Here is a 12,132-nt window from a genome sequence, read left to right on the forward strand (position 1 = left end):
GATTGATTATTGATTAGCCACCAATATAAGACATTTCTATCTTCTCCTTATTTTTAGCGGATATTTCCATTCGCTCATCAGAGTAACGATCTCCCCGCTCATTCCATATAGAAGCAACCGTTTCTTTGATTTTTTCATCATTCGCCTCTGAACGGACAAGCTTTCGCAAATCAAATCCACTGCTTGCGAATAAACATGTATAAAGTTTACCATCTGCAGCAATTCTCGCCCGAGTGCAAGTAGAACAGAAAGATTCAGAAATCGAAGTAATGAATCCCACTTCAGTATTCGTCCCTACATAGCGATACCGCTTTGCAACTTCACCTAAATACATAGGATCGACCGGCTCAAGCTCGAATTGTTCAGAGAGCTGTTGAATGATTTCTTTTTTTGTAACCACTTTACTAAAGTCCCAGCCATTCGTCGTTCCCACATCCATAAATTCGATGTATCTCAATGTAATTCCTTTATCTTTAAAGTATTTCGCCATAGGTATGATTTCGCTCTCATTCATACCTTTCTTAACAACCATATTAACCTTAACTTCTAAACCTACTTCCAGTGCCTTCTCAATGCCTTTTAATACACGCTCTGAGCTGACACCACTATCATTCACTGCTTGAAACAATTCATTGTCCAGGGCATCTAAGCTAACATTGATTCGCGTAAGTCCTGCTGCCTTAATAGCTTCAGCTTTATTAGGTAGCAGCGATGCATTTGTTGTTAAAGCGATATCTTCTAAGCCTTCAATCGTGTTCAAGCTTTCAATCAGCTGAGGCAGGTCTCTTCGCAGTAAAGGCTCCCCACCTGTCAAACGAATTTTGTTAACACCTAGCCCAATAAATGCCCTTGCTAGACGTACGATCTCTTCATTATTCAATAAATGATCCTTTGGTAAAAAAGCATAATCCTTACCAAAGATTTCTCTCGGCATACAATATGTGCAGCGGAAATTACAGCGATCCGTTACAGAAATGCGCAAATCCTGTAAGGGCCTGCCAAATTTATCCGTAATTACTGCCATAATATCCCTCCTTTCTCTGCTGCTTATCGGCAATCAACTTCCATAAATGTTTCACTGTTTTTCATTTTTCATCATTTGCTTAGCCTCAAAATAATCTTTAGGAGTATCAATATCGAATAAAATTCCTTCATCGTCTACTCCAATCTTAATATGCGAAGAAATTGATTTCATTAAGACTTTCGCGCCTTTATCTCCCTCTAATAAATCGAAATACTTGTTAGGCATATTGCCAAAAAACACGGGATGTCCAGGCATACCCTTGTATACTGGCTGAATGATAAAAGGATTTGTATTCCCAGCAAGCTCTGAGAGTCCAGCTCGGTAGATGCGACCTGCTGTTTCTTTCTTAATAAAAGGTAAATCTCCCAGAAAGATCATGACATTAACATATTCTTCACCTATGGTACGGATTCCTGTTTTAATGGATGTGCTTTGGCCCTTATTGTATTCCTCGTTAACTGACCAAATAAAACGTGGTTCATCTATGAATATTTGATTACGAACTCTATCTTTCTCATTGCCAATTACTGCGATGATTTTAGAAAATTCTATTGTAATTGTGAGATTAATGACATGCTCTAAAATGGTTTGTTCTCCTAATTTGAGCAGCTGCTTATGTGTACCCATTCTGCTTGAACTGCCAGCAGCTAATATAATCGAATATATATTCATCATCCATTTTCACCACGTACGGTAGATGCATGATGAATGAACTCAGAATCCTTCAAGAAACCACCGGGATAACCATTTTTTATGGCAATTATCTCTGCCGCTATACTGATTGCTATCTCTTCAGGTGTCCTTGCTCCAATATCCAATCCAATCGGGTTATACAGCCGGCTCATTTGACTCTCTGTAACTGCTGCTCCGCTTGCTTTTATCTTATTGATAATTCGATCTCTTCTAGACCGGGGGCCAAGAACACCAATATAAGGAGCTTTGGTATTCAGGGCAAACGTCAAAGCCTCCTGATCTCTTTCCAGATGATGATTCATCACGATAACATATGTATTGTCACCTATTATCACCTTCTCCTTAAAGTCAGCGGCCCTTGCTATAATTCTTTCTGTATTAGGAAATCTTTCCTCCGTATTATAAAGTGGCCTTTGATCAACGATGGTTGTTCTAAAACCAGATGCTGCAATAAAATTAGCGACCGGTATAGCATCATGCCCTGCACCAAATATTAAGATATTCGGTTGTGGTACAAACACATCAATAAAGATGGCCACCTCCTGTTTATTCAATAATTGAAAAATCCTAGTTTCAGAGGATGGATTTTTTTCAGCAAGCTTTTGCTTTGCCAGTTGAATAACCTGCTCCTCAAGATATGCATCTCCCAGGGAACCGACGAATGAATGATCCTTAGAAATAAATAATCCTTCGCTATTCAGTTTTCCTTGTGTCGGATTGGTTTGCAATAACGTCGCAATCACTCCAGATTTCTCCATTTCTACAGCAGCAAGCCATGCGTCAAATGCAGCACTCTTTTTCATAGGGATCTCCTCTCTCTTCAGTCGTATCCATTATTATGAAATTGGTTCGATATATATTTCCACTTTTCCAGGACAGCCTAAGCCAAGTCCCCAAACAAGATCTTCATCCATATCATACTTTTTAAGTACTGGTATTCCTGACGCGATAACTTCCTTAGCAACCGCAGCAACATCTGACTCAAGACAGCCTCCAGAAATCATGCCGACGCGTTTTTCATCTTCATCAATAATCATCTTTGCACCTTCACGGCGATATGCCGATCCATGTACACGCACGACCGTTGCCAATGCTGTTTTTTTATCATTTTTTCTTGCTGCTCGAATAGCTTCTATTACGCTTGCATTCTCTAACATAGCAAAGACCTCCATTCTAGATTTTTTTATTGAAGCATTGAAAGTCTTCCAAACTCAGAAAATGATTAATATATGGAAGGGAAATATTCATCGCCTGTGCAGTTGGTTCATATCCTTCGATAGCGAGTAGAGGATTCACCCAAATAATTGCCTCACTTCGGATAGCTATTTCATTCATCGACCACTGTAAATGCTTGATTTCTCCTGCATCTAGCCCATCACTGGCAATAATCACGACTGTGTTCTTCTTTAAAACCTTCACAGCATATTTCTCAACAAAATCATGCAGCGACTCACCGATACAAGTTCCGCCTCCCCATTCCTCATGGCGAATATGAAGCGTTGGAGGTAGGTCATTTACAGCAGATAACTGGTCGGTTACTCTTGTCAGTTTGGTTGAAAACAGAAAGACTTCCACATTTTGATGTAGCTTCTTTAACGCAAAAGCAAACTGTAAAAATGTACCCACAGTGGCAGACATCGAACGGCTAGTATCACATAATAATACATAATTCGCTTTTTGCTTTCTTGGGCCTTTCATTACAAGCTCGAAAGGTTCAGTTCCCGTCTGAATACTTTTTCTTATTGTTTTCTGCAGATGTAATACATTCCCTTTTCTTTTAACCGCTGAACGCCTAGACTGTTTTATATTTACTTGACGTAACAATTTTTTTGCCGTTTTTTCCATTTTTGAAAATTGTTTAGTGGTAATTTGTGCTTCTATTTTCTGTCCTCGCTTATTCAGACCTTTGGCTGCAGACCATAGAGGCATTGTGGCGTTTCCATTAACCTCATCATCCATTGGTAAAATATCAGTGACGATGCCTGATGTAATATTAGGATTTGCAGCTTCTTCTCCTTCAGGATGCAAAGAAGAATATTCATCTCCATCGGCGGCTTTACCCTGTTTATGCTTTTGATTTTTCTCATCCCGTTCATTATTAACAAGCAAATGATCCATCCCATCATCAGAATGAAAGTGCAGTAAATTCTGCTTATGCTCTTCACGTAAGTCTCTGATAAAAAATTGATAGAAGGCTTGCTCAAAGATTTCTTCTTCTTCCTTGCTGGAAACTAATACTATTTTTAATGCCAGCTTGAATTGTTCACGATCCATAATATTAATAGCATCCAAGGCTGAATAGGCATCTGCCATTTCTTTTATACCTATGAGCAATTTCAAATCTCGTAAATAACGAAAAAAATACAGTAAATATTCTGGCAGGTTTTGTGATTGGTTCATGAGGCGTCCCCCTTAGTAAACGGCTTGCTAACCATTAGAACGGAGAAGCGTCCCTTGGTTCAGCTCTTTTTCAACCTTATCCCAATCATCATGGTTTTTAAGAAAACATCCTAGTGTTTCCCTAACAGTATCTTTATTCAGCTCACTTTGATGCAACTCGATGAGCGCTCTCGCCCAGTCTAAGCTTTCAGCAACTCCAGGGACCTTTTGCAACGGTATTTGACGAATCGACTCCATGAATTTCGCGATCTGTTCAGCTAAATTCTGATTCAGCTCGGGTAAACGTGTCTGTAAAATAGAAACTTCCTTCTTATAATCAGGAAATGAAACCCATTGATACAGACATCTTCTTCTAAGTGCGTCACTTAATTCCCGTGTTCGATTTGAAGTCAAAATAATATATGGCTGCTGTTTTGCCTTAATCGTGCCAATTTCAGGAATCGTAATTTGAAACTCAGCAAGTGCTTCCAGGAGGAATGCCTCAAATGCTTCATCCGCTCGGTCAATTTCATCAATTAATAAAACGGGAGCAGCTTCACTTTCAGTAAATGCTTCTAAAAGTGGGCGAGATAATAAAAATTCCTTGCCATATATCGTTGATTCTCTTTCATCAACCGATAATTGTGTATTCTCTGTCAGTCGGATATGTAGCATTTGCTTCGCGTAGTTCCATTCATATAAAGCACTATGCACGTCTAGACCTTCATAACACTGTAATCGAATTAATTTCGTATCGAGCGACTTTGCCAATACCTTAGCAATCTCCGTCTTTCCGACTCCTGCCGGTCCTTCAAGCAATAAAGGCTTTTTTAAGGCCTGGACAAGCTTTAATGCGACTAAAGTAGGCTGGTCGGTTATATAGCCATTTTCATAAAATACCTTCTCTATGGAACTCGTTTGTTCATTCATGTCCCTCTTCCCTTCTGGTATTAGAAAACTAAGGTTTAACCAAGACCCAGGGTGACAGCCTTAGTTGCAATTATGTAGTAAGAAAGTTTCTAAACCTTCTTATCTACCAAAAATAACAACTTTCAATGGGACAAATAGGTCTGGAAACGACAGTACGATCCCATCGTTCCCCAGCCCTATTTCATCTAAAAAGTGCGTTTTCAAAAAGGAGGATAAAAAGGACCAAGAAGTTCGAGGCGGCGTAGCTTTAAGGAACGGGCTTCCACAGGATGTGGTGACTTCTACGTTGTCCACAGGACGTGGACGGTTTTAGTAAAAGTTCCTTGAATGTTTAGCGTGAGTATCCGAAAAGCAAGCCAACTAGAAACATCGATGTGTCATTTTTACCGGACTTTTTGAACATCATCTAAAGCATATTAAATTAATAGAGAGGAAATTGCTCTCCTTGTATACACACTGCATAAATTTCTTCGGTAGGATTCAGAAGCAAATAAGTCACTGCCGATATCACCATCGTCAGCAGCAAGCTTCGATGCATGAGCAATCACATCTTCTGTTAAAGGTTTACCTATCAATTCTTGCTCTACTGATTTCGCACGATAGGCTACATCTCCTGAACCAGTAATTCCGACCCGAACATAGTCTGCCAATCCATCGCTATTTACTCCTAAAACAATTGCAACCCCTACAACCGGATAGCCTGTTGCTGGATGGAAATATTTCAAGTATGCCGATTTAGTATGTGAAGGTGGGATTTCAAAGCTGATGCTCGTAACGACACTGTTTTCCGGCAAGGCTGTAATAAGCGGCCCCAAGAAAAATCCATCGATATTAATAACATCCATCCCGTCCTCACCGCAAATAATCAGATTTGCATCAAGCGCTAAAGCTGGTGCTGGCAAATCAGCAATTGCATCGCCATGGGCAATATTTCCACCGATTGTTCCGCGATTTCTAATTTGTATATCGCCAACCAATCTAGCAGCGTCTGAAAGTACCGGGATATGCTCCTTAATTATCTGGTCCTCAGCAACTTCACGATGGGTCATCATCGCACCAACGACAACGCGGTCTCTCTCAACTCGTACACCTTTTAGAGATGGTATTCTGCTGATATCTATCAATTTTCCAGGCTCTGTCACTCTAAATTTCATTAATGGGAGTAAACTATGACCACCAGCAATAATTTTTCCTTCTCCATCACTATCCTGCAATAATTGCACGACATGCTCTACAGACTCTGCACGAACAAAATCAAATTTAGATGGTATCATTGTTTTCCCCTCCAGTTTGGATAATGTTCCATATTTTCTCAGGAGTAAGCGGCATCTCCACATCTGTGACACCATATGGCTGAAGTGCATCCACTACAGCATTCATTACAGCTGCAATCGAAGCAGTCGTTCCAGTTTCTCCTATCCCCTTTGCACCGAGCTGGTTTACAGGTGATAATGTTTCCGTAAAGGCTGTTTCAATAGTTGGAAAGAAACGAGCTTTTGGCATCGTATAGTCCATGAACGAGCCTGATAATAGCTGTCCCTGATCACTATAGACAATCCCTTCCCACATCGCTTGGCCGACTCCTTGGGCGATCCCGCCATGAACTTGACCCTCTGACGTTAGCGGGTTAATCACTCTTCCCACGTCATCTACCGCAACATAACGCTTTAATTCAATTTGTCCGGTATCTTTATCCACCTCGGCAACAACAATATGTGTGCCAAAAGGATAGACAAAGTTCTCTGGATCAAAGAATGCTTGTGCCTCAAGAGCTGGCTCTACTCCCTCAGGCAAATTCCATGCATAGTTTGCTGACTTAGCAATATCAACAAATTTCCGCTCCATACCAGGTACGCCGCTAATTTTAAATACACCATCTTCAAAGTCGATATCTTCCACAGAAGTCTCCAGCTCATGTGCAGCTATTTTCTTCGCTTTTTCAATAATTCGATCGGCAGCAATAGAAATTGCTCCACCACCTACAGCAACTGAACGAGATCCATATGTTCCCCATCCCATAGAAACTGCTTTCGTATCACTGAAAACAAATTCAATGTCTTCTAAAGGAATGCCTAATTTATCAGAGACAACTTGAGAAAATGTCGTATTATGACCTTGTCCATGCGGTGATGTACCACTGAATACAGTCACTTTTCCTGATGGATGCACTCGGATTGTCGCATTTTCCCAAACGCCTCCCTGGAATCCAATAGCACCAGCAACCGCTGACGGACCGAATCCACATAATTCAACATAAGTGGAAAACCCAATGCCGATTAGCTTGCCTTCTTTCCTTAACGCTTCCTGTTCTGCTCTTAATTTCTTATAATCTAGGATTTCCAATGCTTTATTTAGCGGTTTTTCATAATCACCACTGTCATAGACGAGTCCTTGCGCATTCGTGTATGGGAAATCCTCTTTTTTCGCGAAATTCTTTCTTCTAAATTCTACAGGGTCCATGCCAATTTCACGGGCAAATAAATCTATCATCCGTTCGATTTGATACGTGGATTCCGGTTTGCCTGCACCTCGATAAGCATCGGTAGGCGTTGTATTTGTATAAACACCGAATGTCTCGCAAGCTGCCTTAGGAATATCATATGCTCCTGTAATCATCAGTCCAAAATCAATTGTCGGTACACCCGGACCAAAAGTTGAAAGATACGCACCCATATTGGCGGTATTTTTTACACGAATAGCTGTTAGTTTCCCATCTCGTGTTCCAGCCAGCTCCACGTCAATAATTTCATCTCTTCCATGGTTTGCAGCTGAAAAATGCTCGTTTCTTTCTTCAATCCACTTTACAGGCTGTTTCAGGTCTCTTGCTGCATAGCCAATCAATGCCTCGTCAGGATAAACTCCAATTTTCCCACCAAAGCCTCCACCTATATCAGGAGCGATAACTCTTAATTTTGCTTCCGAAATATTCAATACTTCAGACAGCACCATCCGATGGATATGCGGGTTCTGCGATGTGCACCATAAGGTTAGTTCTCCATTACCAGGGTTATACTGTCCGATTGCCGCACGTGTTTCTATTGGGCTAGGTGCAACACGCTGCACATTGAAGCTTTCCCGAACAACAACCTCTGCATTTTCGATTTCTTCATCAGGTACTTCTCCTGCTTTCCAATGAAAGGCAATATTGTTTTCGATATCATCATGAACAAGCGGTGCATTTCCCTGCATCGCTTCTTTCTGTCTTACAGAAACAGGCAGCAGTTCATAGTCAACTTCAATCAGATCTAATACATCCCGAACACCATAACGATCTTCCGCAATCACTAGCACAACACCATCACCAACATAACGTACACGATCTATCGCCAGTGGATATTGTGGAGCTTCCTTTAAGTTTGAACCTGGAATGAGCCACGAAGAAGGGATACGTCCAATTTTCCCTTCCAAATCTTTTCCTGTGTAAATTGCCACAACTCCTGGGGCTTCTAATGCTTTTTCAACATTAATACTCTTAATCATTGCATGTGCATGGGGACTCCTTAGAATTGCAGCATGCAGCATACCTGGAAGTTGGATATCATCTGAAAAATATCCGTTTCCAGTCAGCAGCCTCGGATCTTCTTTCCGCTTAATCCTAGCACCTACTTTATTGGCCATTTTATCTGCCCTCCCCAACGACTTGGTTTTCTGCAGCCATTAACTTTGCTGCATGTTTTACTGCGCTTACAATAAATTGATAGCCAGTACAGCGGCAAATAACCCCTTCAAGGCCTTCACGAATTTCTTCGTCACTTGGTTCAGGATTTTCTTGGAGAAGACCAATTGCCGCCATCATAACACCAGGCGTACAATAGCCACATTGCAATCCATGCTCCTCCCAGAATGCCTTTTGCATCGGGTGGAGATTTTCAACGGTGCCAAGTCCTTCTACAGTAATTATTTCTGAACCATCAACCTGTACAGCAAGCAGTGTGCAGGACTTCACCACATGACCATCCACCATGACCGAGCAGGATCCACATTGACTCGTGTCACAACCAATATGAGTACCGGTAAGCGAGAGGCCATCGCGGATAAAATGCGTTAACAACATTCGTGGTTCCACCTTCGCACTTCTCTCTTTTCCATTAATTTTTACTGTTACGTTTACCTCTTCCATTAATCCATCCACCTCCATATTTTTTTAAAAATTTATGCTGCTTTCTTTGTTTCCTTATCTACATCTTTAAAAAATTGGCCAATCACTACCTTGGCAACTCCACCAACTACGCGTTGACCAATAGATGCTAATAAGCCGGTAATCTGCACCTCTGCAACACAGGTTAAAACCGTACCTTCAGCCGTTTCCTCGAATTGTATCGCAGCATCTGCGTCGATTTCTCCTGGTTTCCCCTTTGCTTTTACAAGTAAGCGATAAGCTTCTGGCTCTTCCATATCTAATTGTTCTACATCTGCCGTAAATTCACCCTTTATCGGTCCTATGTTAATCCCTAATACAGAGTGATATTTATTTTCTTCAACTTCTTCAAATACTTTGCAGCCTGGTAATGCTTTCTGAAGTACTTCTTTGTCCTGAATCGTTTCCCATACAATGTTTCTTGGAACCCCTTTAAACGTATAAACATGTTCAATTCGCAAAACGTCACCCCATTTTCATAATAATCAGTTATTTTTTAACAGTTGTTCTCTTCATTTCATCTGGAAGGGCAGTGTTCCTCCTTCCAGATGAATCAAGAAAAGCATTAAATGATTTGCTTAATCGGAACAATTTCAATATTATTTTCAGTTAGTGCATGAACGATAGCCTTTGCTAATTCAGGAGCACCTGGTGTATCACCATGAATGCAAATGGTCTCTGCCTCTATACGCGTATCCTTACCATCGTGAGTAATTACTTTATTTTCCTTAACCATCCGAACCACTCTGTCCGCCATTGCGTTATAGTCCGTAATTGCTGTTCCTGTCCTCGTCAGCACGATTGAACCGTTTTCAGTATGCTCTCGATCTGAATAGGCTTCTTTTGCAACAGGAATTCCCATCTTAATCGCTTCCTCCATAAATTCTGAATTATTTAAGGAGAAAACAATCATATCAGGGTTAACATCATGAATGGCTTCCAGAATCGCACGTGCTACTTGCTTATCCTCCATTGCCTTCATAAACAAAGCACCATGCGGCTTACAATGCTGAATTTTAACATCATATAGATTAGCAAACTCTCTTAATGCCCCCATTTGGTATGTAACATAGTCCTTCACTTCCTGAGGAGTACAGTTCATATCACGGCGGCCAAACCCAAGCAAATCGGGAAAACCAGGATGAACTCCTATACCAACGCTATGCGCTTTGGCTAGTTCAATCGTTTTCCTCATGACATGTGGATCCCCTGCATGGAAACCACAAGCAATATTTGCTGAGGTGATATATTTCATCATCTCTTCATCATTTCCTTGTGTGTATAAACCGAAGCTTTCACCCATGTCACAGTTTAAATCGACCTTATACATTGAATCCCTCACTTTATTTGAATTGTATCCGCTAATTCCTGAAGAAAATTAGTTGTATAATCTCCTAGCTCAAACGGCTTTTGACTCATAATATTTTCAAGCAATGAGATATTCGTTTTTATCCCGGATATTTCCATTTGTGCTAGTACTTCTTTCATCTTATGAATTGCTGTTTTGCGGTCTTCACTGTGCACAATAACCTTGCCAATCATTGGGTCATAAAATGGCGAAACGACTGTTCTTTCAACAACACCAAATTCAAATCTTGCCCCGTCTTCCACAAGTTTCAGGGTTTCAATTGTTCCTGGCGAAGGAAAATAGGTTACAGGATCCTCTGCATACACCCGGCATTCAATGGCATGTCCCTGCTTCGTAATTTCCTCCTGACGAAGAGGCAAGCGCTCATTAGCAGCAATGCGAAGCTGCCATTCTACTAAATCTACGCCTGTAATTTCTTCTGTGACGGGATGCTCTACTTGTAATCTAGTATTCATTTCCAAAAAGTAAAAATTAGCCTCACCATCAAAAATAAATTCCATTGTTCCCACATTTGTATATCCAAGATGCTTCGCTCCAGTTAAAGCAGCATTCACTAATTCTCCCCTCTGTTTTTCACTTAAGAATGGTGATGGACTTTCCTCAATTACTTTTTGGTGCCTCCGTTGAACAGAGCATTCCCGCTCATATAAATGCACCATATTGCCATGCGTGTCTCCAGCTACTTGCACTTCGATATGTCTCGGATTTGAAATCCACTTTTCCAAAAATACAGCATCATCACCAAAAAACTGCTGGGATTGCTGTTTAACCGAGGAGAAGTTTTTTGTTAATTCTTCTTCTGTTTGAATCAGCTTCATTCCAATCCCACCACCACCAGCACTCGCCTTCAGCATGAGAGGAAACCCTAAGGAATCAGCAACAGTTAAGGCTTGCTCCACAGACTCCAGTCTTTTCTCCGACCCTGGAACCACGGGAATACCAGCCTCACTCATCTGTATTCTCGACTCCAATTTGCTGCTCATTAATTTCATTACTTCTGCTGTCGGTCCGATAAAAACAATGTTTTCTGTTTCACACCGTTCGACTAAAGCTGGATTTTCTGATAAAAATCCATACCCCGGGTGAATCGCTTCAGCATTTGTTTCTTTAGCTGCTGCAATTATCTTATCGATATTAAGATAGCTTTTCTTCGCTTGATTCTCCCCAATATTGACTGACTCTGTCGCCTCTTTCACATACGGCGCATCCTTATCGGCATCCGAATATACCGCTACCGTTTGAATGCCCAGGCGATTACAAGTACGTATAATTCTTCTCGCAATCTCTCCGCGGTTTGCAATTAAAATCTTATTAAAATAACCCATAGCTATTCACCTCCAAGCTAATTATTTCGCATTGATTATTGCAATTTCCTGACCAGCATCAATCGAATCTTCATGTTCTATAGCGAAACTTTCAATAACTCCATCATCTTCAGCCTTAATTTCGAAATAGCTCTTCATTACTTCCACTAAGCCGATTACCTGACCAGCACTCACGGTATCCCCTTCATTGACATACACATCTTCTTCTGGTGATGGCTTTCTGTAAAATACACCTGGGATTGGTGATACTACCTTTGATTGACTCATATCTGAC

The 12,132-nt window shown here is 40.9% G+C and carries 13 protein-coding genes; all 13 read right to left on the minus strand.

The window, feature by feature from the left end; all coding sequences use genetic code 11:
• Nucleotides 1–13: 13 nt before the first annotated feature.
• The gene (gene moaA / locus CUC15_RS15965; RefSeq protein WP_114917616.1) at nucleotides 14–1,024 is read right to left on the minus strand and encodes a GTP 3',8-cyclase MoaA; all 1,011 of its coding nucleotides are present in this window, start codon (nucleotides 1,022–1,024) and stop codon (nucleotides 14–16) included.
• A gap of 51 nt (nucleotides 1,025–1,075) precedes the next feature.
• The gene (locus CUC15_RS15970) at nucleotides 1,076–1,699 is read right to left on the minus strand and encodes a nucleotidyltransferase family protein (protein ID WP_114917617.1); all 624 of its coding nucleotides are present in this window, start codon (nucleotides 1,697–1,699) and stop codon (nucleotides 1,076–1,078) included.
• The gene (locus tag CUC15_RS15975) at nucleotides 1,696–2,520 is read right to left on the minus strand and encodes an XdhC family protein (RefSeq protein WP_114917618.1); all 825 of its coding nucleotides are present in this window, start codon (nucleotides 2,518–2,520) and stop codon (nucleotides 1,696–1,698) included. The genes CUC15_RS15970 and CUC15_RS15975 overlap by 4 nt, the downstream gene beginning before the upstream one ends.
• 33 nt (nucleotides 2,521–2,553) lie before the next feature.
• Nucleotides 2,554–2,874, minus strand: coding sequence for an XdhC family protein (locus tag CUC15_RS20550; protein ID WP_114917619.1), 321 nt, complete (start codon nucleotides 2,872–2,874; stop codon nucleotides 2,554–2,556).
• 16 nt (nucleotides 2,875–2,890) lie between these two features.
• Entirely contained in the window at nucleotides 2,891–4,117 is a 1,227-nt protein-coding gene (locus CUC15_RS15985) for a vWA domain-containing protein (protein WP_114917620.1), read from the minus strand.
• Between the two features lie 27 nt (nucleotides 4,118–4,144).
• A complete protein-coding gene (locus CUC15_RS15990) occupies nucleotides 4,145–5,026 on the minus strand; it encodes an AAA family ATPase (protein WP_114917621.1) in 882 nt (293 codons plus the stop codon).
• Between the two features lie 416 nt (nucleotides 5,027–5,442).
• Nucleotides 5,443–6,300, minus strand: coding sequence for an FAD binding domain-containing protein (locus CUC15_RS15995; RefSeq protein WP_114917622.1), 858 nt, complete (start codon nucleotides 6,298–6,300; stop codon nucleotides 5,443–5,445).
• Nucleotides 6,287–8,644, minus strand: a complete 2,358-nt coding sequence (locus CUC15_RS16000; RefSeq protein WP_114917623.1) for a xanthine dehydrogenase family protein molybdopterin-binding subunit — start codon at nucleotides 8,642–8,644, stop codon at nucleotides 6,287–6,289. The genes CUC15_RS15995 and CUC15_RS16000 overlap by 14 nt, the downstream gene beginning before the upstream one ends.
• Before the next feature lies 1 nt (nucleotide 8,645).
• Entirely contained in the window at nucleotides 8,646–9,146 is a 501-nt protein-coding gene (locus CUC15_RS16005; protein WP_114917624.1) for a (2Fe-2S)-binding protein, read from the minus strand.
• Nucleotides 9,147–9,178: 32 nt separating this feature from the next.
• Nucleotides 9,179–9,625 carry an SRPBCC family protein gene (locus CUC15_RS16010; protein ID WP_114917625.1) on the minus strand — a complete coding sequence of 149 codons (447 nt, stop codon included), beginning with the start codon at nucleotides 9,623–9,625 and terminating at the stop codon, nucleotides 9,179–9,181.
• A gap of 104 nt (nucleotides 9,626–9,729) precedes the next feature.
• The gene (locus CUC15_RS16015) at nucleotides 9,730–10,494 is read right to left on the minus strand and encodes a LamB/YcsF family protein (protein ID WP_114917626.1); all 765 of its coding nucleotides are present in this window, start codon (nucleotides 10,492–10,494) and stop codon (nucleotides 9,730–9,732) included.
• A gap of 8 nt (nucleotides 10,495–10,502) precedes the next feature.
• The gene (locus tag CUC15_RS16020; protein WP_114917627.1) at nucleotides 10,503–11,858 is read right to left on the minus strand and encodes an acetyl-CoA carboxylase biotin carboxylase subunit; all 1,356 of its coding nucleotides are present in this window, start codon (nucleotides 11,856–11,858) and stop codon (nucleotides 10,503–10,505) included.
• A 21-nt stretch (nucleotides 11,859–11,879) separates the two neighbouring features.
• Nucleotides 11,880–12,125: an acetyl-CoA carboxylase gene (locus CUC15_RS16025; protein WP_114917628.1), complete on the minus strand. Its 246-nt coding sequence runs from the start codon at nucleotides 12,123–12,125 to the stop codon at nucleotides 11,880–11,882.
• Between the last annotated feature and the right edge of the window lie 7 nt (nucleotides 12,126–12,132).

Source organism: Oceanobacillus zhaokaii, assembly GCF_003352005.1.
Lineage (GTDB): Bacteria > Bacillota > Bacilli > Bacillales > Amphibacillaceae > Oceanobacillus > Oceanobacillus zhaokaii.

Bases quoted from the DNA above. Each gene is read 5' to 3' on its own strand.
- moaA (WP_114917616.1), bottom strand. From the start codon at position 1,024: ATGGCAGTAATTACGGATAAATTTGGCAGGCCCTTACAGGATTTGCGC.
- CUC15_RS15970 (WP_114917617.1), bottom strand. From the start codon at position 1,699: ATGATGAATATATATTCGATTATATTAGCTGCTGGCAGTTCAAGCAGA.
- CUC15_RS15975 (WP_114917618.1), bottom strand. From the start codon at position 2,520: ATGAAAAAGAGTGCTGCATTTGACGCATGGCTTGCTGCTGTAGAAATG.
- CUC15_RS20550 (WP_114917619.1), bottom strand. From the start codon at position 2,874: ATGTTAGAGAATGCAAGCGTAATAGAAGCTATTCGAGCAGCAAGAAAA.
- CUC15_RS15985 (WP_114917620.1), bottom strand. From the start codon at position 4,117: ATGAACCAATCACAAAACCTGCCAGAATATTTACTGTATTTTTTTCGT.
- CUC15_RS15990 (WP_114917621.1), bottom strand. From the start codon at position 5,026: ATGAATGAACAAACGAGTTCCATAGAGAAGGTATTTTATGAAAATGGC.
- CUC15_RS15995 (WP_114917622.1), bottom strand. From the start codon at position 6,300: ATGATACCATCTAAATTTGATTTTGTTCGTGCAGAGTCTGTAGAGCAT.
- CUC15_RS16000 (WP_114917623.1), bottom strand. From the start codon at position 8,644: ATGGCCAATAAAGTAGGTGCTAGGATTAAGCGGAAAGAAGATCCGAGG.
- CUC15_RS16005 (WP_114917624.1), bottom strand. From the start codon at position 9,146: ATGGAAGAGGTAAACGTAACAGTAAAAATTAATGGAAAAGAGAGAAGT.
- CUC15_RS16015 (WP_114917626.1), bottom strand. From the start codon at position 10,494: ATGTATAAGGTCGATTTAAACTGTGACATGGGTGAAAGCTTCGGTTTA.
- CUC15_RS16020 (WP_114917627.1), bottom strand. From the start codon at position 11,858: ATGGGTTATTTTAATAAGATTTTAATTGCAAACCGCGGAGAGATTGCG.
- CUC15_RS16025 (WP_114917628.1), bottom strand. From the start codon at position 12,125: ATGAGTCAATCAAAGGTAGTATCACCAATCCCAGGTGTATTTTACAGA.